Raw genomic sequence first — 23229 nt, forward strand, 5'->3', positions numbered from 1 at the left:
ATGGCCGAACAGGCAGGCGAATTCTTCGGGAACTGGCAAGCGCTGGCCCGGGAATCGTGGGACGCTTGGCTGCGCAAGGCGCAGTCGGCCGCGGGCGCACCGTTCGGTTCGTCGCCTGCGGCAGGCGCCGATGACGTATTCGCCCGCAGCATGAGCGGCCTGAAGGCCTACATGGATTGGATGCAGGGGGCGGCGGCGGGTGCTGCCTCGCCGGCATCGGCGCCGGACTGGTCGCAGTCGCTGCGGCAGATGTTCGAGGGCGCGATGGGCGGCGGCCAACCCTTTGCCCAGGCGTTCGGCCATGCTGGTCCCGCTGCGGGCGGGTTCGCGCCAGCCTGGCAAGCCATGTGGGAGGCAGCCCGCCCGGGCATGCCGGGAGCCGAACCCGTGGCGGCCTTCGGTCATGCGCGCGAGCAGCAGCTGCAGCAACAGGCGCTGGCCGCGGCGATGATGGAATACCTGGAGACCCACGCGCGCTACCAGGCGCTGATCGAGCGCGCCCATGCCCAGGGCATGGAGCGCATGCAGGAGAAGCTGGCGCAGCTGACTGCTGCCGGTCATCCGGTCGAGACGATGAAGGCGATGTACGACGCGTGGGTGGATGCCGCCGAGGATGCCTACGCGGAAGTGGCTTTGTCCGACGAGTTTCGCGAAGTCTTTGGCGCCATGAGCAATGCGCAGATGCGCCTGCGCCAGTTGCAGCAGCAACAGGTCGAGCAGTGGTGCCGCGAACAGGGCATGCCCACGCGCAGCGAGGTGGCCAGCCTTGGCCAGCGGTTGCAGGAAGTCCGGCGCGAATTGCGTGCAAGCCGCGCGGAAAAGGCGAAGGCATCCGACGGCACGTCGTCTGCGCTGCAGGCGGAAGTTGCCGCATTGAAGCGCCGTATCGATGCGCTGGAGGGCGAGCGCCAGCCGGCCGTCGCCACGAAGGCTGCCAAATCGCCGAAAGCGACGAAGACGACATCGGCAAAGCGCAGGGCCGCGCCCGCCAAGACTGTCGCACGCGCGGCTGGTCCGCGCACGTCGAAGAAGTAGGAAGTCCCATGTCCGATCCGTTGCACTTCGATCCGATCCAGGCCATGCAGGAGATGGCCGTCTTCCAGCGCAAGCTGGCGGCTGGCATGACGCAGTTGCGCGGGGTGGGCGAGCCCGAATACGCCAACACGCCACGCGAGCTGGTCTATCGCGAGGACAAGCTCACCGTCTGGCACATGCGCGGTGAGCGCGAGCCGACCGCCAAGACGCCGGTGCTGATCGTCTATGCGCTGGTCAACACGGTGTGGATGACCGACCTGCAACCGGACCGCTCACTGGTGCGCAACCTGTTGGCGCAGGGCGAGGACGTCTACCTGATCGACTGGGGCTATCCGGATGGCGCCGATCGCTGGCTGACCCTCGACGATTACCTCAACGGTTATCTCGACCGCTGCGTCGACGCCGTGCGCACGCGGCACGGGCTGGATGCGATCAATCTGCTGGGCATCTGTCAGGGCGGGGCGTTCTCGCTGTGCTACACCGCCCTGCATCCGGAGAAGGTGCGCAACCTCGTCACCATGGTCACGCCGGTGGATTTCCGCACCCCGGACAATATGCTTTCGCACTGGGTGCAGGGCGTGGACGTGGACCTGTTCGTCGACACCATGGGCAACATTCCGGCCGCCCTGATGAACTGGGTGTACCTCACCCTGAAACCGGTGCGCCTGCTGCAGCAGAAATACGTGAACCTGGTGGACATCCTCGACAAGCCGGTCGAGCTGGAGAATTTCCTGCGCATGGAGCGCTGGATCTTCGATTCGCCCGACCAGGCCGGCGAGGCCTTCCGTCAGTTCATCAAGGATTTCTACCAAGGCAACAAGCTGGTGCGTGGCACGCTGGAGATCGGCGGCCAGCCGGTGGACCTTGGCTTGATCACGCAGCCGGTGCTGAACATCTATGCCGAGCAGGACCATCTGGTGCCGCCGGATGCCTCGCGCGCATTGGCCCGCCACATCGGCACCACCGACTACACCGAGTTGGCCTTCCGCGGCGGCCATATCGGCATTTACGTATCCGGCCGCGCACAACGCGAAGTGCCGCCAGCCATCCACCAGTGGTTGCGTGAGCGCGACTGACCATCACACGGGGAGAACTTCCATGAGCAAGCGCCTGAGCCGTTCGCGTACCGACCGCAAGCTGGCCGGTGTGTGCGGTGGCATCGCCGAATTCCTGGGCTGGGACCCCACTCTGGTACGCGTGTTGTGGATCGTGCTGACCATGCTGGGTGGTTCGGGCATCCTGATCTACCTGGTCCTGTGGGTGGCGATGCCCGAGGATTGACCCCGTGCGCGTCGCAGTGAGCTTCGAATCGCGCTGAACCTTCAAGAGAACCCATGGATTACGAACGTTACGACCGTATTCGCGCCGTGCAATGGCAGCGCGACCATCTGCGCCTGCTCGACCAGCGGCTGTTGCCGCAGGAAGAGCGCTGGATCGACTGCCGCGATGCGGGACAGGTGACCCAGGCCATTCGCGACCTGGCCGTGCGCGGTGCCCCGGCCATCGGCATTGCCGCCGCCTGGGGCGTGGTGCTGGCGGCGCAGCAGCATGTGTCGCTGGACCTGGCCTTGGCGCAATTGCGTTCCGCCCGGCCCACCGCCGTGAACCTGATGTGGGCGCTGGACCGCATGAAAGCGCGCATCGCTGCCGGTGCGGATGCCGCGGCGCTGGAGCGTGAGGCGCAGGCGATCCAGGATGAGGACCTGGCCGCCAACCGCCGCATGGGTGAACTGGGTGCGGCATTGATTGCGCCGCATTCGGGCGTGCTCACGCACTGCAATACCGGCTCGCTGGCAACGGCAGGCTTCGGTACCGCACTGGGTGTGATCCGTGCCGGCGTGGCGGCAGGACGGATCGAGCGCGTGTTCGCGGGCGAGACGCGGCCGTGGCAGCAGGGCGCGCGGCTGACCATGTACGAGCTGGTGCGCGATGGCATCCCGGCAAAGCTGATTGCCGATTCGGCGGCGGCCCATTTGATGAAATCCGGCGAGATCCAGTGGGTGATCGTCGGCGCCGATCGCATCGCCGCCAATGGCGATACCGCCAACAAGATCGGCACCTACCAGCTCGCCATCGCCGCGCACCACCATGGCGTGAAGTTCATGGTGGCGGCGCCGTCGTCCACGGTCGACATGGCGACCGCCACGGGCGAGGACATCGACATCGAATTGCGCGATTCGGCCGAGCTGCTTTCGACGGCCGGGCGGCGCACCGTGGTGGAAGGTGCCGAAGCGTGGAATCCGGTGTTCGACGTGACACCGGCCGGGCTGATCGATGCCATCGTCACCGAGCGTGGCGTGATCGAACGCCCGAGCGAGCTGGCCATGCAGGCAATGTTCGGGCGATGAGGTTGCGCCGCGAGATCGCGCTGTTCGCGGTGGGTGGCGTGATCGGTCTGCTGATCGATGCCTCGGTGGTGCAGATGCTGGTCAGCATCGAAGGCTGGAATCCCTATCTGGCGCGGATTGTTTCATTCCTGCTCGCTGCCAGTTTCACCTGGTGGTGGAACCGCCGGCACACCTTCGCCACTCGCTCCAGTGGCCGTTCGGCGCATGCCGAATGGCTGCACTGGATGGGCCTGATGAGCCTGGGAGCGGTGGTCAACTACGGCGTTTATGCCGTGCTGCTGCTGGCGTTCGCGTGGCTGCATCGCTGGCCTGCCGTCGCTGCGGCGGCAGGTTCCGCGGTGGCTGCGGTGTTGAACTTCTGCATGGCTCGCGGAGTGCTTTTCAGGCACGCCAAAACGTCCTTGTAAGTCATTGATTTTGATGATTTAAATACTGTCAATTTGTAGCCGTTTGTGCTACCCTTCACCGGTTGCCCCGAGCATGCTTGCGCCCCGCGCAAAATGTGCGCGATGAGGCCCTTTTTCACCTCCAGGGAAGCCGATTGATGGCAGAACTCGCCAAAGAAGTCATTCGCGTCAATATCGAAGACGAGATGCGCCAGAGCTATCTCGACTACGCCATGAGCGTGATCGTGGGCCGTGCGCTCCCGGATGTCAGGGATGGTCTCAAACCGGTGCATCGCCGCGTGCTGTTCGCGATGAACGAGCTCGGCAATGCATGGAACAAGCCGTACAAGAAATCGGCCCGCGTGGTCGGTGACGTCATCGGTAAATACCATCCGCACGGCGATGCCTCGGTGTACGACGCGATCGTGCGCATGGCGCAGCCGTTCTCGCTGCGCTACCTGCTGGTGGATGGCCAGGGCAACTTCGGTTCGGTCGATGGCGACAATGCCGCAGCAATGCGTTACACCGAAGTGCGCATGTCCAAGCTCACCCACGAGCTGCTGGCTGATATCGACAAGGACACCGTCGATTTCGGCTTCAACTACGACGAGAGCGAACGCGAACCGCTGGTGTTGCCGGCGCGCGTGCCCAACCTGCTGGTGAACGGTTCGGCCGGCATCGCGGTGGGCATGGCCACCAACATCCCGCCGCACAACCTCAATGAGGTGATCTCGGCCACCATCGCGCTGATCGACGAACCTGCGCTGTCCATCGACGACCTGATGCAGCATGTGCCGGGCCCGGATTTCCCCACCTGCGGCATCATCAACGGCGCCGCGGGCATCGTCGAGGCCTACCGCACCGGTCGTGGCCGCATCCTGGTGCGCGCCAAGGCCGAGATCGAGACTGAGCCGAACGGCCGCGAGACGATCCTCATCCACGAGTTGCCGTACCAGGTGAACAAGGCGCGGTTGATCGAGAAGATCGCCGAGCTGGTCAAGGAAAAGCGGCTCGAGGGCATCAGCGAACTGCGCGACGAGTCCGACAAGGACGGCATGCGCGTGGTCATCGAGATCCGCAAGGACGCGATGGCCGACGTGGTGCTGAACAACCTGTTCCAGCAGACCCAGTTGCAGGTCACCTTCGGCATCAACATGGTGGCGCTGGTCGATGGCCAGCCGCGCCTGCTGAACCTCAAGGAGATCCTCGAGGCGTTCATTCGCCATCGTCGCGAGGTGGTCACCCGGCGCACCATTTTCGAGTTGCGCAAGGCGCGCGCCCGCGCGCATATCCTGGAAGGCCTTACCGTCGCGCTGGCCAACATCGACGAAATGATCGAGCTGATCAAGACGTCCGCGTCGCCGGCGGAAGCGCGTGAGCGCATGCTGGCGCGCAAGTGGCAGCCGGGCATGGTCGGCGCCTTGCTCGGCGCCGCCGGGGCCGAATCCTCCCGCCCGGAGGACATGGACCCGCGCGCCGGTCTCAAGGCCGATGGCTACCAGTTGTCCGACGTGCAGGCGCAGGAAATCCTCGCCATGCGCCTGCATCGCCTCACCGGGCTGGAGCAGGAAAAGCTGTCTGACGAATATCGCCAGATCCTCGAGATCATTCGCGGCCTTATCGAGATCCTGGAAAATCCGGATCGCCTGCTTGAGGTGATTCGCGAAGAGCTGGAGGCGATCAAGACCGAATACGGCGATGGTCGTCGCACCGAGATCCAGCACTCGCAGGAAGATCTCAATGTACTCGACCTGATTGCGCCGGAAGACGTGGTGGTCACGCTGTCGCATACCGGTTACGTCAAGCGCCAGCCGGCCAGCACCTACCGTGCGCAGAAACGCGGCGGCAAGGGCCGCTCGGCTTCGGCGCTGAAGGACGAGGACGTGGTCGAGCAGCTGTGGGTGGTCAACACCCATGACACGTTGCTTGCGTTTACCAGCGTCGGCCGGATCTACTGGCTCAAGGTCTACCAGATGCCGGAAGCGGGTCCGGGCGCACGTGGCAAGCCGATGGTGAACCTGTTGCCGCTGGGCGAGGGCGAAAAGGTGCAGGCGGTGCTGCCGATCCGCGAATACAGCGAGGATCGCTACGTGTTCTTCGCCACCCGCCACGGCACGGTGAAAAAGACCCCGCTGACCGAGTTCGCGTTCCAACTGCAGAAGGGCAAGATCGCGATCAAGCTGGACGAGGGCGATGCACTGGTCGACGTGGAACTGACCGACGGCAACAGCGACATCCTGCTGTTCGCCTCCAACGGCAAGGTGAACCGCTTCGACGAGAACACCGTGCGCTCGATGGGCCGTACCGCCACCGGCGTGCGTGGCATGAAGCTGGCTGACGATGCCGAAGTCGTTTCGCTGATCGTGGCGGCGCAGGGCGACATCCTTACCGCCACCGAGCGCGGTTACGGCAAGCGCACCGTGCTCGACGAGTTCCCGAAGAAGGGGCGCGGCACGCAGGGTGTCATCGGCATCCAGTGTTCCGAACGCAATGGTCCGCTGGTTGCCGCGGTGCAGGTCGACGAGACGCACGAGCTGATGCTGATCTCCAACCAGGGCACGCTGGTGCGTACCCGCGTGGCGGAAGTCTCGCAGCTCAGCCGCAACACCCAGGGCGTCACCCTGATTCGCCTGCCGGCTGACGAGTCGCTGGTCAGCGTGGTGCGGCTGGATGCCGAAGAGGACAACGGCGACGAAGCCGGTGTCGTTGATGGCGGGACCCCGAGCGGTGATGACAGTACGACAGCCACCCCGGTGCCCGAAGCGGAACAGGGCGGCGAGGAAGTGGCTGGCGAGGAATAAGCCGGCTGCCAGCCACCGCCCCAAAAGAGAACCCCGGCATGCCGGGGTTTTCTTTTGGGCGTGACCCGGATTTCGTGCCACTGATCCGCACGGCGTGCCCGGGCGGCCAGCCTGCGCGCCTTGGCGAGAAGATGTGCGCGGGGCAGCTTTTCTAAGCGAGAGAAGCGATGGCTTCCAGCATGGCCTCGGCGGTGGAAACGCGTAGTTCGCCGGGTGCTTCGACCTGCAGCAGGCGCACCGCGCCATCTTCTGCGTACAGGGCAAAGCGGCGTGCGCGGATGCCCATGCCGTAACCGCTGCCGTCAAGTTCCAGGCCCAGCGCACGGGTGAAGCTGGCATTGCCGTCGGCCAGCAGTTGCATGCCGGCCGGTACGTGCTGCGCGCTGGCCCACGCCTGCATCACGTAGGCATCGTTGACGGACAGGCACATCACCTCGATGTCGCGTGCGGTGAAGTCCGTGTAGTGCGTGACATAGCCGGGCAGGTGCTTGTTCGAGCACGTGGGCGTGAATGCGCCCGGCACGGCGAACAGCGCCACCTTGCGTCGGGCGAACAGCTCGCCGGTGCGAGCCGTGCGGATCTCGCCGTCGATGGCGCGGATTTCGATATCGGGCAGCAACTGCCCAGGCTGGATGCTCATGCGGTGCTCTCTGCGGGGGACGCGGGAACACATCGTAATGCTTGTGCACGAGGGTGTCTGGCGTGCCGTCAGCCAAGCCGGGTGGAACGTGAGGGTGTTGCGACCGGTAGCGCCGATGGGCGCCACCGGCCATCAATCAGCTGGTGATCGGCACGTTGCCATCGCTGCAATTGACGTAGTGGCCGGGCGAGATCGTATAACTCTGCCGGGTACCCACCACCTTGTCGCCGTGGATGAGGAACCAGAACGTCTGCGGGCCGGTGTACTCGCCATACGTGTTCGGTGCGCTGATCATGGCGCAGACCGACCAGCCGTAGATCTTCTGCGTGCCGTTGACGACCCACTCCTTGCGAGGTTTGGATACGTGCCCGAACTGCAGCGAGGCGGCATCGCTCAGATTGTTCCGGCTCCACGATTGAACCAGGTTCTTGTAGTCGGGCGGATAGGCTCCGAAGTCGGCCTGGACGCTATCGCCGTGGAATGCGGGACGGGGGCTGCCGACGCTGCTGCAGCCGGTCAGTGCGACTAGGAATAATCCTAAAAACATGCTGATTTTTATCATGTTTTCAAGTTTATCCGGCGGTTTTTGCCGAATTTGAGCATTCCGTCACGGGTACTGCGTGGTGCCTGTTTCCATGTCGATTCTGTGCACTGGATCGCGGGCCGGCGGCATGCTCCCGCGCCGGGGGCATGCCTTGAATCGCGCGGCGCTGCACCTATCTCTGCTGTCAGGCGGCGTCGATGCCGCAAATCCATCAGAGGAGTTTCGAGATGACTACTACTCGTCATATGGCCTGGGGCATGCCGCGCGATGCGCAGGCGTTCCGTCAGGCGTTCGAGCGTTTCCTGGGCCAGGAAGAAAACGACCAGTCCAATGTGGTCACCAGCCAGTGGGCACCGCAGGTGGACATCAAGGAAGAGGAAAAGCGCTTCGTGATCTTCGCGGACATCCCCGGCGTCGATCCGGCCGCGATCGAGGTGAGCATGGACAAGGGCATTCTCACCATCAAGGGCGAGCGCACGGTGGAGAACGGCGAGCAGCAAGGTCGCTTCACCCGGCAGGAACGACTGCACGGCACCTTCCATCGCCGCTTCAGCCTGCCCGACAGCGCCGATGCCGAGGGCGTCACCGCCAGCGGCAAGCATGGCGTGCTGGAGATCGCCATTCCGAAGAAGGCGGAGACCACGCCGCGTCGCATCAATATCGCTACCGGCCACTGAGCCGGCGACAACATTCGAAAACTTGCGGATGCGGTCCACGACGGATGATGATCTGTCGTGGACCGCATGTATTGACTGATCCGGCGGCCGGGGAGTGGCAGTGGAGTTCAAAGATTATTACGACATTCTGGGCGTGAAGCCCGATGCCAGCGAGGCCGAGATCAAGACGGCGTATCGCAAGCTGGCGCGGAAGTATCACCCGGACAAGAACAAGGAAGCCGGCGCCGAGGACAAGTTCAAGGCAGCCAACGAGGCGCAGGAAGTGCTGCTCGATGCCGAGAAGCGCCGCGCCTACGATCAGGTGCGTGCTGGCGGCTACCGTGGCGGCGAGCAGTTCCGGCCTCCGCCGGGCTGGGGACAGCAGCAGGGGCAGCACTTCGAGTTTGGCGAAGGCGGCGGTGACTTCAGCGATTTCTTCGAAAGCCTGTTCGGTCGTGCTGCCGGCGGCGGCCGTGGACAAGGGCACGGACAGCCGCGCGCACGCCGCGGACAGGATGTGCAGGCGAAGGTGCAGGTGCCCTTGCACACGGCGTTTGAAGGAGGCCGCACGCGCGTCGCCCTGCACGATGGCAATGGTGGCGAGCGCGTGCTGGAAGTGAAGATTCCCGCGGGGATCCAGTCGGGGCAGGTGATTCGCCTGGCCGGGCAAGGCCAGCCTGGCGCGGGCGGACCCAACGGCGATCTGTTGCTGGAAGTGGGCATTCGCGACGACGCGCGCTTCAAGCTGGACGGTCGCAACGTGTTGCATGTGCTGCCGATCGCGCCATGGGAAGCGGCGCTGGGTGCCACGGTGCCGGTGCCGACGCTGGCGGGCGACGTGGACCTGCGCATTCCCGCCGGCTCGCAGTCGGGCCGCAAGTTGCGTCTGAAGGGGCGAGGCATGCCGGGGGCGACGCCGGGCGATCAGCTGGTCGAGCTTTCGATCCGTGCGCCCATGGCCGATTCCGACGAGCAGCGGGCCGCTTACGAGGCCTTGCGTGAACAGTTTGCCGAGTACGATCCGCGACGCTGAGCAGCAGGCCCCGCATGCGAAAACGGCGCCGCATGGCGCCGTTTTTTTGACCGCGGGTCGCTGCGAATCAGGCGGGCAGCAGGCCCTTGAGCGTGGCGGTCAGCTCCTCTTCCTTGATCGGCTTGGTCACATAGGCCTTGGCACCTTGGCGCATGCCCCAGACCTTGTCGGTTTCCTGATCCTTGGTGGTCACCAGTACCACCGGGATGTGCGAGGTGGTGGGATCCTTGCTGATCGTGCGGGTGGCCTGGAAACCGTTGAGGTTCGGCATCACCACGTCCATCAGGATCAGGTCGGGCAGTTCGCGCTTGGCGACTTCCACGCCAGCCGCGCCGTCTTCGGCGGTCAGGGTCTCATGGCCCAGTTTTTCGACGATGCGCTTGAGGCCCAGCAGCTGCGACGGGGAATCGTCGACAATCAGGATACGTGCCATAAGGTGTTAGTCCCCTTGTTGTTTCAGTGGATTCTATGCCGCCAGCGCGGCGCTTCCAAGCATGAATGTCTTCAGACGGCCGTAAGCCGCACCACGGTGCGGCCGAACGAGTGGCCCGAAAGCATGTGATCGAACACGTCAGGCAGTTGCTCCAGCGTGACCTCACGGGTGGCGATGCGATCGAGGTGTTGCGGCTTCCAGTCGTCTGCCAGGTGGTCCCAGACGCGTTCGCGCATGTCGCGCGCCGTACCCGCCGAAGCCACGCCCAGCAGGTTCACGCCGCGGATGATGAAAGGCATCACCGTGCTGTCGAAGGCGATGCCGCCGGCATTGCCGCAGATCGCGACGTTGCCGTAGGGCGCCACCAACGGCAGCAGGCCGGCCAGCATGCCGCCGCCGACATTGTCCAGCACGCCGCCGAAGCGGGCCGAATCCATCGGCTTGCCGCTGAAGACGAGCTGGTGGCGATCGATGCATTCGGCTGCGCCCAGCGATTTCAGGTGGTCGAAATGGTCGAGTTTGCCGCTGATCGCGTGCACTTCGTAGCCGACCCGGCTGTAGATGTCGATGGCGAGCTGGCCCACGCCGCCACTGGCGCCGGTGACGGCGATCGGGCCGAGCGTGGGCGTCTGCCGATTGTCCTGCATCTGCAGCAGGCCCAGCGCGGCAGTGAAGCCGGCGGTGCCGAGGATCATGCTCTCGCGCAGGTCCAGGCCGGCGGGCAGCGGAATCGTCCAGCGCGCGTCGAGTCGGGCGTATTCGCCGTAACCGCCATCACGCGTCTCGGACAGGCCGCTGCCGGTGCACAGCACCGCGTCGCCTTCCCTGAAGCCCGCGGCGGTCGAGGCGACGACATGGCCGGCGACATCGATGCCACCGTTGAGCGGGTACTTGCGCAGGATCCTGCCCTTGCCGGTACCGGCCAGCGCATCCTTGTAGTTGACCGAGGAGTACGCAACCTTGACCAGCACTTCGCCGGGCGTCAGCGCATCGCGATCCATCGGCTCGATACCGGCCCGGTAGCCGGCGTCGTCGTTGTGGATGCGGAAGGCGTTGAAACGGTCCATGGCAATCTCCTTTCCGGGTACGGGCTTCAGGCGTCGACGCTGTCGCGGTCGATCCACTTGGGCTGATGGCCACCTTCATAGGCCTGCATCCAGTCGAACAGCGCGGCAATATCCTCGCCGAACCAGATGTTTTCGCGTTGCTCGGCACGCACGAAGCGCTCGCTGACCATGTGCTCCATCATCGCGCGCAAGTCGCGGTAGTAACCGCGCACATCGAGGAAGGCACAGGGATAGCGGTGCAGCCCGAGTTGCGCCCAGGTCAGCATCTCGAACATCTCGTCCATGGTGCCGAAACCGCCGGGCAGGGCGACGAAGGCGTCGGCGAGCTCGTACATGCGCGTCTTGCGCTGGTGCATGGTGTCGACCACGACCAGTTCGGTGAGGCCGGTGTGGGCCACTTCGTGCTCGACCAGCTGGCGCGGGATCACGCCGATGACCTTGCCACCGCCAGCCAGCACCGCGTCGGCGACAATGCCCATCAAGCCCACATTGCCGCCCCCGTAGACCAGCGCAATGCCACGCTTCGCCATTTCGGCACCGAAGGCACGGGCCTGTTCGGCATACTCGGGATGCTTGCCGCTGCTGGAACCGCAGTAGACGCAGATGGCGGTGGGTTGGGTCATAAGGCCAGGAGTGAGTGGAGAGCAGTGAGAAGTGAGAGAGAGCGGCGCGGGGCGGTAGGAATGGTCAAGGTGATGGCGAGTGACGAGGTGCGAGAGGGGGCGGGTGAAGCGGATGCTTGCTCTGGCTTTCTCTCACTTCTCACTCCTCTTCACTCACTCCTGAAGAAGCACGGCCTGCCCATGTCGCCACAAGCAGGCCGCGTCGGTGGTGCAGCGGGCGATCAGTTGCCCTTGTGGATGGCGCGCTTGTCGACCGACAGCGCGGCTTCGTGTACGGCTTCGGACAGGGTCGGATGCGCGTGGACGATGCGCGCCAGGTCCTCGGACGAGCCCTTGAATTCCATCGCCACGACGCACTCGGCAATCAGCTCGGAGACGCCCGGGCCGACCATGTGCACGCCGAGGATACGATCGGTGTCGGCGTGGGCAATCATCTTCACCTGGCCCACGGCCTCGTTCATCGCCACGGCGCGGCCGATGGCGGCAAACGGGAAGTTGCCGACCTTGTACGGCACGCCTTCTTCCTTCAGCTGCTTCTCGGTCTTGCCGGCCCAGGCGATCTCGGGTTCGGTGTAGATCACCCACGGCACGGTGTCGAGGTTGATGTGACCGGCCTTGCCGGCGATCCATTCGGCCACCGCCACGCCTTCCTCGGAACCCTTGTGCGCCAGCATCGGGCCGCGCACGGCGTCGCCGATGGCCCACACGCCGTCCACGCCGGTGTGGTTGTGCTCATCGACCGCGATGCGGCCGCGCTCGTCCAGCTTCACGCCGGTATCGTCAGCCAGCAGGCCGTCGGTGTAGGCGCGGCGGCCCACGGCGACCAGCAGCTTGTCGACCACCAGTTTCTGCTCGCCGTCCTTGTCGGTGTAGACCAGGTGCACGCCGTCCTTCTTCACCTCGGCCTTGTTGAGCTTGGCGTTGAGCTTGATGTCCAGGCCCTGCTTGGCGAATTCCTTGGCGGCGACCTTGGCGATGTCGGCATCGGCGGCGGCCAGGAATTCCGGCAGGGCCTCGATGATGGTGACTTCGGCGCCGAGGCGCTTCCACACGCTGCCCAGTTCCAGACCGATCACGCCGGCGCCGATCACGCCCAGGCGCTTCGGTACCTCGGTGAAGTCCAGCGCGCCGGCGTTGTCGACGATGGCCTTGCCGTCGAACTTGGCGAACGGCAACTCGATCGGCACCGAGCCGGAAGCGAGGATCACATTGGTGGCGCTGATGGTCTGCTTCTCGCCGTCATTGCCGGTGATCTCGACCTGGTTGCCTTTCAGCAGCTTGCCCTTGCCGAAGAACGGCGTGACCTTGTTGGCCTTGAACAGCTGACCGATGCCGCCGGTGAACTGCTTGACGATCTTGTCCTTGCGGCCGATGAAGGTGGCCATGTCCACCTTCGGGTTGTCGACGCTGATGCCGTGAACCGGGAAGTTGTGCGCGATGTTCCAGAACTGGCGCGACGAATCGAGCAAGGCCTTGGAAGGGATGCAGCCCACGTTGAGGCAGGTGCCACCTAGGGCCTGCTTGCCGTCCTTGCCGGTGAAGGCATCGACGCAGGCGGTCTTCAGGCCCAGCTGCGCGGCGCGGATCGCAGCCACATAGCCGGCGGGGCCGGCACCGATGACGATGACGTCGAATTTGTCGCTCATGGTGTTCCTCTTTAGCTCTTTCCTTCTCCCGCCGGGAGAAGGTGGCGCGAAGCGCCGGATGAGGGTGCGGGCGGAGCGAGGCGTGCGGTATCACCGAACCCTCACCCCAACCCCTCTCCCGGCGGGAGAGGGGCTCAGGCGGTTACAGCCCGAGCAGCATCCGCTGCGGGTTCTCGAGCTGGTTCTTGATGTCGACCAGGAACAGCACCGCATCCTTGCCATCGATGATGCGATGGTCGTAGCTGATCGCGATGTACATCATCGGCGCGGCGATGATCTGGCCGTTCTCGACGATGGCGCGTTCCTTGATCGTGTGCATGCCGAGGATGGCGCTCTGCGGCGGGTTCACGATCGGGGTGGACAGCAGCGAGCCGAAGGTGCCGCCGTTGGTGATGGTGAACGTGCCACCCTGCAGGTCGTCCAGCGACAGCTTGTTGGCGCGCGCCTTGTTGGCGTACTCGGCGATGCCCTTTTCGACATCGGCAAAGCTCATGTCCTGCACGTCGCGCAGCACCGGCGTGACCAGGCCCTTGTCGGTCGACACCGCGATCGAGATGTCCTGGTAGCCGTGGTAGATCACGTCGTTGCCGTCGACCGAGGCGTTGACGAACGGGTAGCGCTTCAGCGCTTCGGCGGCGGCCTTGACGAAGAAGCTCATGAAGCCGAGCTTGATGCCGTGTTCCTTCTGGAACGCGTCGCCCAGCGCCTTGCGCATCTTCACCACTTCGCTCAGGTTCACTTCGTTGAACGAGGTGAGCATGGCGATCGAGTTCTTCGACTGCATCAGACGCTCGGCGATGCGGGCGCGCATGCGGGTCATCGGCACGCGTTCTTCCGGACGCGAACCCGGCGTCGGCTTGGCGGCCGGTGCGGCAGCGGCGGGCGCATTGCCACCCTTGCCGTAGTTGACCAGGTCTTCCTTGGTGACGCGGCCGTCGCGGCCGGTGCCGGACACCTTGGCCGGGTCGATGTGTTCCTCGGTGGCCACGCGGCGGCCCGCCGGGGACAGCTCGTCCACGCCGGCGGCAGCCTTGGGCGCTTCGGCCTTGGCCGCTGCCGGGGCTGGCGCAGCCGCCTTTGGCTCGTCCTTCGCGGCAGGGGCGGGAGCCGACGCGGCGGCGCCTTCCTCGATGACCGCAATCACTTCCTGGCTGTTGACCGTGGCGCCGGATTCCTGGCGAATCTCCTTGAGTACGCCATCGACCGGAGAGGGAACTTCCAGCACGACCTTGTCGGTTTCGAGATCGACCAGGTTCTCGTCGCGCTTCACGGCTTCGCCGACCTTCTTGTACCAGGTGGCGATGGTCGCGTCGGAGACGGACTCGGGCAGGACAGGGACTTTGACTTCGGTGGACATAAATGACCCTTGGGTTTGTGCGCCCGTCCGTGAGCGCCGGAATCACGAAGCGGCCATCCTGGCCGCATTGTTCGAAGAAACTTATTCGGCGGAGTGATCGGTGCCGATCGGTGCGGTCAATGCCTGTTCGACCAGCGCGGCCTGTTCGGCATTATGCGTGTTCAGATGCCCCGCGGCCGGTGCCGGCGAACGTGCGCGGCCGGCATAAGACAAGCTGTGCTTGCTGCCGGTGCAGGCCTGCAGGTGGTGGCGGATCTGGAACCAGGCGCCCTGGTTCATCGGCTCTTCCTGGCACCAGATCACTTCCTTGGCGGACGGGTATTTGTCCAGCTCGGCGGAAACCTCGGTGCGCGGGAACGGATAGAGCTGCTCGACACGCACGATGGCCACATCCTTCAGCTCGCGCTTCTCGGCTTCCTCCAGCAGGTCGTAGTAGACCTTGCCGGAGCACAGCACTACGCGCTTGACCTTCTTCGCGGCCAGTTCGCGGTGCTCGCCGATCACCAGCTGGAAACTGCCCTTGGCCAGCTCGTCCAGCGAGGACACCGCCAGCTTGTGGCGCAGCAGCGACTTCGGCGTCATCACGATCAGTGGTTTGCGCACATCGCGCAGCATCTGCCGGCGAATCATGTGGAAGTCTTGCGCCGGGGTGGTCGGCACGCAGACCTGCATGTTGTCGAACGCGCACAGTTGCAGGAAGCGTTCGAGGCGGGCGGAGGAATGTTCCGGACCCTGGCCTTCATAGCCGTGCGGCAGGAACAGCGCAAGGCCGCACAGGCGGTTCCACTTCGCCTCGCCGGAGCTGATGAACTGGTCGATCACCACCTGGGCGCCATTGGCGAAGTCGCCGAACTGGCCTTCCCAGATGTTGAGCGTGTCGGGATCGGTGGTGGAATGGCCGTACTCGAAGGCCATCACCGCTTCCTCGCTGAGCAGCGAGTCGATCACTTCCACGTCCGCGCCGTCGCGCAGGGTGGCGAGCGGCATGAAGGTGTGGCCGTCCTTCTGGTCATGCAGCACGGCATGGCGATGGAAGAAGGTGCCGCGACCGGAATCCTGGCCGACCAGGCGCAGATTGTGGCCGGCATCGATCAGGGTGGCGTAGGCCAGGTTTTCGGCAAAGCCCCAGTCGCCCGGCTGCTCGCCGTCGGCCATCTTCTTGCGGTCGCCGTAGATCTTGGCCACGCGCGACTGCAGGGTCAGGTCGGCCGGGATCTCAAGCAGCTTGTTGGCCAGCTCGACCAGCTTCTTCTTCGGCACGCCGGTGTCGGTCTTGTCCGACAGCTTGCCCTTCTGGAAGCGTGCCCAGTCGATGTGGATATCGCGCTGCGGCGAGGCGTCCAGTTCGGTCATCGGCTCGCCGGCTTCGAGACGGTCGCGATAGGCATCGAACAGTTTCTGCACGTCGCCGTCGGCGATCACGCCTTCCTTCACCAGCTGCTGGCCGTACAGCTCGCGGGCCGGCGGGCGCTTCTTGATGATCTGGTACATCACTGGCTGCGTGGCCGACGGCTCGTCGGCCTCGTTGTGGCCGTGGCGGCGGTAGCAGACCAGATCGATCACCACGTCCTTGCGGAAGGTCTTGCGGAATTCGTAGGCGAGGCGGGTCACCTCGATCACCGCTTCCGGATCGTCGCCGTTCACGTGGAACACCGGCGCGTTGACCATCTTGGCCAGGTCGGTGCAATACATGGTCGAGCGCGCGTCCTGCGGGTTCGAGGTGGTGAAGCCCACCTGGTTGTTCACCACGATGTGCAGGCTGCCGCCGATCTTGAAGCCGCGGGCCTGCGACATGTTGAACAGTTCCATGTTCACGCCCTGACCGGCCAGTGCCGCATCGCCGTGCACCAGCACGGCCATCGACTGCTGGTGGGTGGCATCGTGGCGACGGATCTGCCGCGCATGCACCGAACCGGCCACCACCGGGTTGACGATTTCCAGGTGCGACGGATTGAACGCCAGCGCCACGTGCACGCCACCCTTCGGCGTCTTGACGTCGGCGGAGAAGCCCATGTGGTACTTCACGTCGCCGGAGTGGGCGGGGTCGTCGGGATGCTCGAAGCGGCCCTCGAATTCGTCGAACAGGGTCTTCGGCGGCTTGCCGAGGATGTTGACCAGCATGTTGAGGCGGCCGCGATGGGCCATGCCGATCACCAGTTCCTTGACGCCGTTGTCGCCCGCGGCGCGGACCACGTCGTCGATCATCGGGATCAGGCTGTCGCCGCCTTCCAGCGAGAAGCGCTTCTGGCCGACGTACTTGGTGTGCAGGTAGCGTTCCAGGCCGTCCGCCGCCGTCAGCTCCTCGAGCACGCGCTTCTTGCCAGCCGCGTCCAGTCCGGCGCTGCCGTTGGCCTGTTCGAGGCGGCTGTACACCCAGTTGCGCTGGGTATGGTCGCTGATGTGCATGAACTCGGCACCGACGGTGCCGGTGTAGACCTTCTTCAGACGGGCCCACAGCTCGCGCAACTTGAGGCGCTGGCCACCGCCGGCATAGGTGCCGCAATCGAACTCGGTATCGAGGTCGGCCTCGGTCAGGCCATGGAAGGCCAGGCCCAGGTCAGGCGGCGGCAGCCGCTCGGTGAGGCCCAGCGGATCGAGGTCGGCAGCCAGGTGGCCGCGCGAGCGGAACGCGGTAAGCAGGCGCAGCACGCCGGCTTGCTTGCGGGCATGCTCGTCGCTGACCGGCACCGCCACGCCGCGGCGTTGCTTCTGGGCAGCCTCGATACGCGCAATGGCCGCGGTGTGGGAAACATCTCCCGACTCGCGGCCCTTGAAGGTCTCGAAATAGTGATTCCACTCGGCAGGGATCGATGCGGGATCGGCCAACCAGGCGTCATACAGGGATTCGACGTAATCGGCGTTGCCGCCAGCGAGTTGAGACGACTCAAAGAACTCGCGAATCAGATTTGTGCTCACGTCACCACCGGCAGGGAAGGGAGTCTTGCAGCGGACGGGTATGGGGAAAACGTACCGCTGGCGAAAAATCCCGTTAATTATAGCCCGGGGCTGCTGCGCCGCGGCAACCCGGAGGAACGTCGAATGTCGTGCGGGAAGACCGGTTCAGACTGATCGGGGCCGATCTTGGTCGAAGACGGGTGGTCAAGCGAGAATCTTGCCGGTCTTTTACAAGTCCAGGGTCTGCAATTCGCGGGCCCGGATCGAGCGCTCCCATGTCTCGTCGAACCGCTGCCGCAGCGGAATCTGGGCAGCGCGGTCGCGGCGCGACGCACGGCCTTGCGGGCGCTCGGCATTGGGCAGGAACAGGTAGCCGCCGTTGTCGTTGAGCAAGCAGGCCGACGCGCAGTCGAGGTCGACCGGCTCCACCGGCGTGCGGATCTGCCAGATGCTGGGCAGGCGCTGTGCCAGTGCGATCAGCCGATGGCCGTCGCGCAAGGCCGCTGCCGGTTCGTGCAGCAGCAGGCGAATTTCCGCGCCCCGCCCGGCGGTGGCGATGCGGCGCAGTTCGGCCTGTTCCAGCGGGCTGGCGTAGATGTCGGGCGTCAACCGCGGCAGCTGGATGAACAGTTGCCGGCGGGTATCGGCCAGCAACTGCAGGCGTACCTCGGCCAGCGTGGCGCGGGTGTCCACGAGGGTGAAGCCGTCATCCGGGGCCGCCGGCGCGTTCATCGGCGTCGTGGCTTGTGCAACACCAGGTGCCCGTCGTTCACCAGGCCCAGCAGCAGGGCCTGCCCGGTTTCCGTCAACGGCAGGGACGGGGTGAATATCCGGTGTTCGCATAGCTCCCGCGCCAAGGCCGGCGAGGTTGGCCAGGCCTGGCCGTTGGCATATAGGGTGGCGTCGCCCTTGCCGCGGCTCCAAGCCATGCGCGACCAGGGATGTCGCAGCAGTTGCGCGCCATCCTGCAGACGCCTGGCCAGGGCCGGGGCGCTCAGGGGCTTGGCGACGGGGGCCGGCGTCTGCGCATTGCGGTAGCGGGTGATGAAGCGGCCGAACCAGTCGCGCAGCGTGGCATCGTCGAGTGCGGCCGCAAACGGCAGCGCGGTTTTCAGCCGGCCCAGCGCGGCCTTGTCGATTTCCCCGCCGGCCTTGGCCGGGGTGAGATCAGGGTCGGCATAACGCTGGTCTTCATCCAGACGTTCGGCAAGGTAGTCGGCCAGGTCGCCGGTGAGCTCGGCTTGCGAGGGCGCGCGCATGCCGACCGAAAATGTCATGCAGGGACCGCCGAAGGCCACGCCATCGTGCGCAATGCCCGGCGGCAGGTACAGCATGTCACCCGGCTCCAGCAGCCATTCGTGGGTGGGCTCGAAGTGCGCGAGCTGTTTCAGCTCCACGTCGGGGCGGACATCCTTCGGTGCCTGCGGGTCGGTGCTGATCGCCCAGTGCCGCTGGCCCAGTCCCTGCAGCAGGAACACATCGTACTGGTCGACATGGGCGCCCACGCCACCGCCCGGCTCGGCATAGGAAATCATGATGTCGTCGACACGCCAGCTGGGCAGGAAGGCAAACGGTTCCAGCAGCGCGGCGACGTCGGCGTCCCATTTGTCCACGTCCTGCACCAGCAGGGTCCAGTTCGCGTCTCCGGTGTTGGCGAAGTCGGCTTCGGCAAGTGGGCCGCTTTTCACCTGCCAGCGTTCGCGCTTTTCATCGTGCCGGATCAGGCGCGCGAGCACGCCGTCCTCGCAGGCCAGACCGGCCAGGTCGTTCGGTTCGATCGGTGGCGTGAAATCCGGAAACGCGTTGCGGATCAGCAGCGGGCGCTTCTGCCAGTAATCGCGCAGGAATTGCGTGGGCGACATGCCGAGCGGCAGCCGGGCGGAACCGTGGACCTCGATGGGTACGGACTTGCGGGAAGTGGATGCGATAGCCATGCGCGGCATTGTAGCCGCGAGCCATGACCGCGTGGCCTGAAGCCGGCGCTCAGCGCATCAGGGCGATGGCGTTGTTCACGCCCAGTGCCAGCACGGTGAGGCCGGCCAGCAAGGTGGTGACGCGCGGCGGGATGCGCCGGACCAGCAGCGCACCGACCGGTGCGGCAATCACGCCACCGGCGATCAGGCCGGCGATGACGCTGAGCTTGCCGGTACCCAGGGTCAGCAGGAAGCTGATGCTGGCGACCAGGCTGACCACGCATTTGGCCAGGTGCACGCTGCCGATCACCCGGCGCGGCTCCATGCCGCGTGCTACCAGCGTGGTAACCGTCACCGCACTCCAGCCGCCGCCGCCGATGGCGTCCAGGAAGCCGGCAACGAAGCCCAGTGGCGCGGTGCCCGGTGGCACGTCCGTGCGATGCGGCACGTTGCTGCGCAGGGTGCGCAACAGCAGGAAGATGCCGATCAGCAGCAGGTACGGGGTCAGCACGATGCGGATCCAGCGGGCCGGCAGATGCACCAGCAGCAATGAACCGATCAGTGCGCCGATGACGCCGGTGACCACCAGCGCCATGAACAACTTGCGGCGCACATTGCCGGCCCACAGGTGGCTGAGCCCGGAGGCTCCGCAGGTAAAGGTTTCGGTGTAGTGCACACTGGCGCTGGCCATCGCCGGCGGCATGCCCAGGCTCATCAGCATGCCGGCCGAGGTCACGCCATAGGCCATGCCGAGGGCGCCGTCGACCAGCTGCGCGGCCGCGCCGACCGCGGCATAGGTGAGGAAATCCGCGAACTGGATCAAACGGCCGCCCCCGGTTTTCCAGGGGGCGGCAACACATGAGCGGGCGCGGTGGCCTTCATCAAATCGCGTTGGCCAATTCGGCGGCCAGACCGGTGTAGCCGCCAGGGGTGAGGTCGAGCAGGCGTTGCTTCGCGTCGGCTGGCAACTCCAACTGGCCGATGAACTCGCGCATCGATTCGCGGGTGATGCCCTGGCCACGGGTCAGCGCCTTGAGCTGCTCGTAGGGCTGGGGCAGGCCGTAACGGCGCATCACGGTTTGCACGGCTTCGGCCAGCACTTCCCAACTGGCGTCGAGATCGGCGGCGAGGCGCTCGGCGTTCACCGTGAGCTTGCCCAGGCCTTTCTGCAGCGATTCCAGCGCCACCAGCGTGTGGCCGAAGGCGGTGCCCAACGCACGCAGCACGGTGGAATCGGTGAGGTCGCGCTGCCAGCGGCTGATCGGCAGCTTTTCGGCGAAATGGCCGAGCAGGGCGTTGGCCAGGCCGAGGTTGCCCTCGGCGTTCTCGAAGTCGATGGGGTTGACCTTGTGCGGCATGGTCGACGAACCGACTTCGCCCGCCTTCAGCGTCTGCTTGAAGTAGCCCAGCGAGATGTAACCCCAGATGTCGCGCGAAAGGTCGATCAACACGATGTTGGCGCGACGCACCGCATCGCAGTATTCGGCGACGCCATCGTGCGGCTCGATCTGGGTGGTGTACGGGTTGTAGTCCAGGCCCAGGCTTTCCACGAAGCGCTGCGAGAACGCGCGCCAGTCCAGCTCCGGGTAGGTGATGGCGTGGGCGTTGTAGTTGCCCACTGCGCCGTTGATCTTGCCGGGGACTTCCAGCGCGGCAAGCTGCTTGCGCTGGCGCTCCAGGCGCGCCACCACGTTGGCCAGTTCCTTGCCCAGTGTGGTGGGCGAGGCGGTCTGGCCGTGCGTGCGCGCGAGCATCGGCAAGTCGGCATTGGCGTGCGCCAGCTGGCGCAGGCTGGCGATGATGCGGTCGAACGCGGGCAGCAGCACCTGTTCGCGGGCATCGCGCAGCATCAGCGCATAGGACAGGTTGTTGATGTCCTCGCTGGTGCAGGCGAAATGCACGAATTCCTTGGCCTGGGCCAGCGCGTCATCGGAGCCGATGCGTTCCTTGATGAAATACTCCACCGCCTTCACGTCGTGGTTGGTGGTGGCCTCGATGGCCTTGATGCGCGCGCCTTCCTCGATGCCGAAACTGTCGGCGATGGTGTGCAGTTGCTTGACCTGGGCTGGCGTGAACGAGGGCAGTTCCGCAATGCCCGGTTCGGCGGCCAAAGCCAGCAGCCACTCGATTTCCACGTGCACGCGGCGGTGCATCAGGCCGAATTCGCTGAAGATCGGACGCAGCGGTTCGACCTTGCCGGCGTAGCGGCCGTCCAGCGGCGACAGGGCGGTGAGGGCGTGAGTGGACATCAGTGAACTTCCGGAACCAAAAGGGTGCGTCAGTTTACATGGCCGTGGATGGGCAACGGATGGGCCGGCTTATTCCAAGGTGGCATCACCTCGCGACGGTTTCGCCACAGCGGCATGTCCGCCGATTTGTCGCCAGCTGAACGCCGGCGGGCCTATAGTTGGCCGGCTCCCTCCCCAAAGGACCCGTTTCATGAGCCAGTTCCGCACTGAACACGACAGCATGGGCGAGCTGCAGGTGCCCGCCGATGCCCTGTACGGCGCGCAGACCCAGCGTGCCATCGACAACTTTCCGATTTCCGGCCTGCACCTGCCGCGCCCGTTCATCCGTGCGCTGGGCCTGGTCAAGGCGGCCGCAGCCGAATCGAACCTCGCGCTGGGCTATCTGAAGAAGGGCCAGGCCGCGGCGATCCGCAAGGCGGCCATGGCCGTGGCGGAAGGGCAATACGACGATCAGTTTCCGATCGACATCTTCCAGACCGGTTCGGGCACCAGCACCAACATGAATGCGAACGAGGTGATTGCCCACCTCGCGGCAAAGGCCGGCAGCAAGGTGCACCCGAACGACCACGTCAACTACGGGCAGAGCTCGAACGACGTGATTCCCACCACCATTCATGTCAGCGCCACGCTGGCCACGCACGAGCAATTGCTGCCCGCACTGAAGCATCTGAAAAAGGTCATCGACCAGCGCGCGCGACAACTGAAGAACACGCCCAAGACGGGCCGCACCCACCTGATGGATGCGATGCCGATTACCTTCGGGCAGGAACTGTCCGGCTGGGCGGCGCAGATCGGTGCGGCGATCGAGCGCATCGAGGATGCGTTGAAGCGCATGCGGCGCCTGCCGCAGGGCGGCACGGCCGTGGGTACCGGCATCAATGCCGACCCGAAGTTCGGCCCGTCCATGGCGCGCGAGCTGAAGAAACTCACCGGCGTGCGCTTCGAATCGGCCGACAACTATTTCGAGGGCATGGCCGGGCAGGATGCGGCGGTGGAACTGTCCGGCGCATTGAAGACGCTGGCCGTGGCCATGATGAAGATCTCCAACGACCTGCGCTGGATGAATTCCGGGCCGCTGGCAGGCCTCGGCGAGATCGAGCTGCCGGCGTTGCAGCCGGGGTCGTCGATCATGCCGGGCAAGGTGAATCCGGTGATTCCCGAAGCCGCCGCAATGGTCGCCGCGCAGGTGATCGGCAACGACGCCGCGATCACCATCGCCGGCCAGTCCGGCAACTTCCAGCTCAACGTGATGCTGCCGCTGATCGCGCACAACCTGCTGCAATCCATCGGCATCCTCGCCAACGTCTCGCGCCTGCTCGCCGACAAGGCCATCGCCGGCTTCAAGGTCAACAAGGCGCGCGTCGACCAGGTGCTGGCGATGAACCCGATCCTGGTCACCGCGTTGAATCCGGTAATCGGCTACGAGAAGGGCGCGGCCACTGCCAAGCAGGCCTACAAGGAAAAGCGACCGATCATGGACGTGGCACTGGAAACCACCGGTTTGTCGAAAGCCGAGCTGAAGAAGCTGCTTGATCCGATGGCGCTGACCAAAGGCGGTATCCACGAAAGGTAACAGCCGCGACTGTAGGAGCCCACCTTGTGG

The 23229-nt window shown here is 65.1% G+C and carries 21 protein-coding genes; 9 read left to right on the forward strand and 12 right to left on the reverse strand.

All coding sequences use genetic code 11. The features are described from left to right. The 6 genes from BMY90_RS01495 to gyrA all read left to right on the forward strand — a co-directional run bounded on the left by BMY90_RS01495 (position 1) and on the right by gyrA (position 6570). Positions 1-1035, forward strand: a complete 1035-nt coding sequence (locus BMY90_RS01495; protein WP_092700681.1) for a poly(R)-hydroxyalkanoic acid synthase subunit PhaE — start codon at positions 1-3, stop codon at positions 1033-1035. Between the two features lie 8 nt (positions 1036-1043). After that, positions 1044-2111, forward strand: coding sequence for a class III poly(R)-hydroxyalkanoic acid synthase subunit PhaC (locus BMY90_RS01500; RefSeq protein WP_008211781.1), 1068 nt, complete (start codon positions 1044-1046; stop codon positions 2109-2111). Positions 2112-2133: 22 nt separating this feature from the next. Further along, entirely contained in the window at positions 2134-2316 is a 183-nt protein-coding gene (locus BMY90_RS01505; RefSeq protein WP_008211780.1) for a PspC domain-containing protein, read from the forward strand. Positions 2317-2369: 53 nt separating this feature from the next. After that, positions 2370-3383: an S-methyl-5-thioribose-1-phosphate isomerase gene (gene mtnA, locus BMY90_RS01510; RefSeq protein WP_092700684.1), complete on the forward strand. Its 1014-nt coding sequence runs from the start codon at positions 2370-2372 to the stop codon at positions 3381-3383. Beyond that, complete coding sequence (locus BMY90_RS01515) at positions 3380-3790, forward strand: GtrA family protein (RefSeq protein ID WP_092700687.1); 411 nt, start codon at positions 3380-3382, stop codon at positions 3788-3790. The genes mtnA and BMY90_RS01515 overlap by 4 nt, the downstream gene beginning before the upstream one ends. 137 nt (positions 3791-3927) lie before the next feature. Further along, complete coding sequence (gene gyrA, locus BMY90_RS01520) at positions 3928-6570, forward strand: DNA gyrase subunit A (protein WP_008211777.1); 2643 nt, start codon at positions 3928-3930, stop codon at positions 6568-6570. Between the two features lie 151 nt (positions 6571-6721). Here gyrA and BMY90_RS01525 read toward each other — a convergent pair whose 3' ends face one another. Further along, the gene (locus tag BMY90_RS01525; protein WP_008211776.1) at positions 6722-7210 is read right to left on the reverse strand and encodes a peroxiredoxin; all 489 of its coding nucleotides are present in this window, start codon (positions 7208-7210) and stop codon (positions 6722-6724) included. A 136-nt stretch (positions 7211-7346) separates the two neighbouring features. Beyond that, positions 7347-7757 carry a hypothetical protein gene (locus BMY90_RS01530; protein ID WP_050984321.1) on the reverse strand — a complete coding sequence of 137 codons (411 nt, stop codon included), beginning with the start codon at positions 7755-7757 and terminating at the stop codon, positions 7347-7349. 224 nt (positions 7758-7981) lie between these two features. On the opposite strand from BMY90_RS01530, the gene BMY90_RS01535 reads away from it, so the two are divergent. Together BMY90_RS01535 and BMY90_RS01540 are read left to right on the forward strand one after the other, a co-directional pair. Further along, entirely contained in the window at positions 7982-8431 is a 450-nt protein-coding gene (locus BMY90_RS01535) for an Hsp20/alpha crystallin family protein (RefSeq protein ID WP_092700690.1), read from the forward strand. 100 nt (positions 8432-8531) lie between these two features. After that, positions 8532-9443 carry a J domain-containing protein gene (locus BMY90_RS01540; RefSeq protein WP_008211772.1) on the forward strand — a complete coding sequence of 304 codons (912 nt, stop codon included), beginning with the start codon at positions 8532-8534 and terminating at the stop codon, positions 9441-9443. 67 nt (positions 9444-9510) lie between these two features. Here BMY90_RS01540 and pilH read toward each other — a convergent pair whose 3' ends face one another. The 10 genes from pilH to purB form a co-directional block, all read right to left on the reverse strand. Continuing rightward, on the reverse strand, positions 9511-9876 hold the full coding sequence (pilH, locus tag BMY90_RS01545) for a twitching motility response regulator PilH (protein WP_008211771.1): 366 nt from the start codon (positions 9874-9876) through the stop codon (positions 9511-9513). 71 nt (positions 9877-9947) lie between these two features. Next, on the reverse strand, positions 9948-10943 hold the full coding sequence (locus BMY90_RS01550) for a YhdH/YhfP family quinone oxidoreductase (RefSeq protein ID WP_092700693.1): 996 nt from the start codon (positions 10941-10943) through the stop codon (positions 9948-9950). A 26-nt stretch (positions 10944-10969) separates the two neighbouring features. Further along, positions 10970-11566 (reverse strand): LOG family protein, encoded by a 597-nt coding sequence (locus tag BMY90_RS01555; protein WP_092700696.1) that lies wholly within the window; start codon positions 11564-11566, stop codon positions 10970-10972. A 221-nt stretch (positions 11567-11787) separates the two neighbouring features. After that, positions 11788-13212, reverse strand: a complete 1425-nt coding sequence (gene lpdA / locus BMY90_RS01560; RefSeq protein ID WP_092700699.1) for a dihydrolipoyl dehydrogenase — start codon at positions 13210-13212, stop codon at positions 11788-11790. A gap of 142 nt (positions 13213-13354) precedes the next feature. Further along, positions 13355-14569, reverse strand: coding sequence for a 2-oxoglutarate dehydrogenase complex dihydrolipoyllysine-residue succinyltransferase (gene odhB, locus BMY90_RS01565; RefSeq protein ID WP_092700702.1), 1215 nt, complete (start codon positions 14567-14569; stop codon positions 13355-13357). 81 nt (positions 14570-14650) lie between these two features. Beyond that, positions 14651-17485, reverse strand: coding sequence for a 2-oxoglutarate dehydrogenase E1 component (locus BMY90_RS01570; RefSeq protein WP_092700705.1), 2835 nt, complete (start codon positions 17483-17485; stop codon positions 14651-14653). A 207-nt stretch (positions 17486-17692) separates the two neighbouring features. Further along, positions 17693-18196: a DUF7931 domain-containing protein gene (locus tag BMY90_RS01575; protein WP_092700708.1), complete on the reverse strand. Its 504-nt coding sequence runs from the start codon at positions 18194-18196 to the stop codon at positions 17693-17695. Continuing rightward, positions 18193-19407 (reverse strand): cupin domain-containing protein, encoded by a 1215-nt coding sequence (locus BMY90_RS01580; RefSeq protein ID WP_092700711.1) that lies wholly within the window; start codon positions 19405-19407, stop codon positions 18193-18195. Before BMY90_RS01580 ends, BMY90_RS01575 begins: the two co-directional genes overlap by 4 nt. Before the next feature lie 40 nt (positions 19408-19447). Beyond that, positions 19448-20200: a sulfite exporter TauE/SafE family protein gene (locus tag BMY90_RS01585; RefSeq protein ID WP_092700714.1), complete on the reverse strand. Its 753-nt coding sequence runs from the start codon at positions 20198-20200 to the stop codon at positions 19448-19450. Positions 20201-20258: 58 nt separating this feature from the next. Then, the gene (gene purB, locus BMY90_RS01590; RefSeq protein WP_092700716.1) at positions 20259-21626 is read right to left on the reverse strand and encodes an adenylosuccinate lyase; all 1368 of its coding nucleotides are present in this window, start codon (positions 21624-21626) and stop codon (positions 20259-20261) included. Positions 21627-21816: 190 nt separating this feature from the next. Here purB and BMY90_RS01595 point away from each other — a divergent pair, with 190 nt between their 5' ends. Next, positions 21817-23199 (forward strand): class II fumarate hydratase, encoded by a 1383-nt coding sequence (locus BMY90_RS01595; protein WP_092700719.1) that lies wholly within the window; start codon positions 21817-21819, stop codon positions 23197-23199. The last annotated feature ends 30 nt before the right edge of the window (positions 23200-23229 follow it).

Source organism: Rhodanobacter glycinis (assembly GCF_900114325.1).
GTDB classification, from domain to species: Bacteria; Pseudomonadota; Gammaproteobacteria; order Xanthomonadales; family Rhodanobacteraceae; genus Rhodanobacter_A; species Rhodanobacter_A glycinis.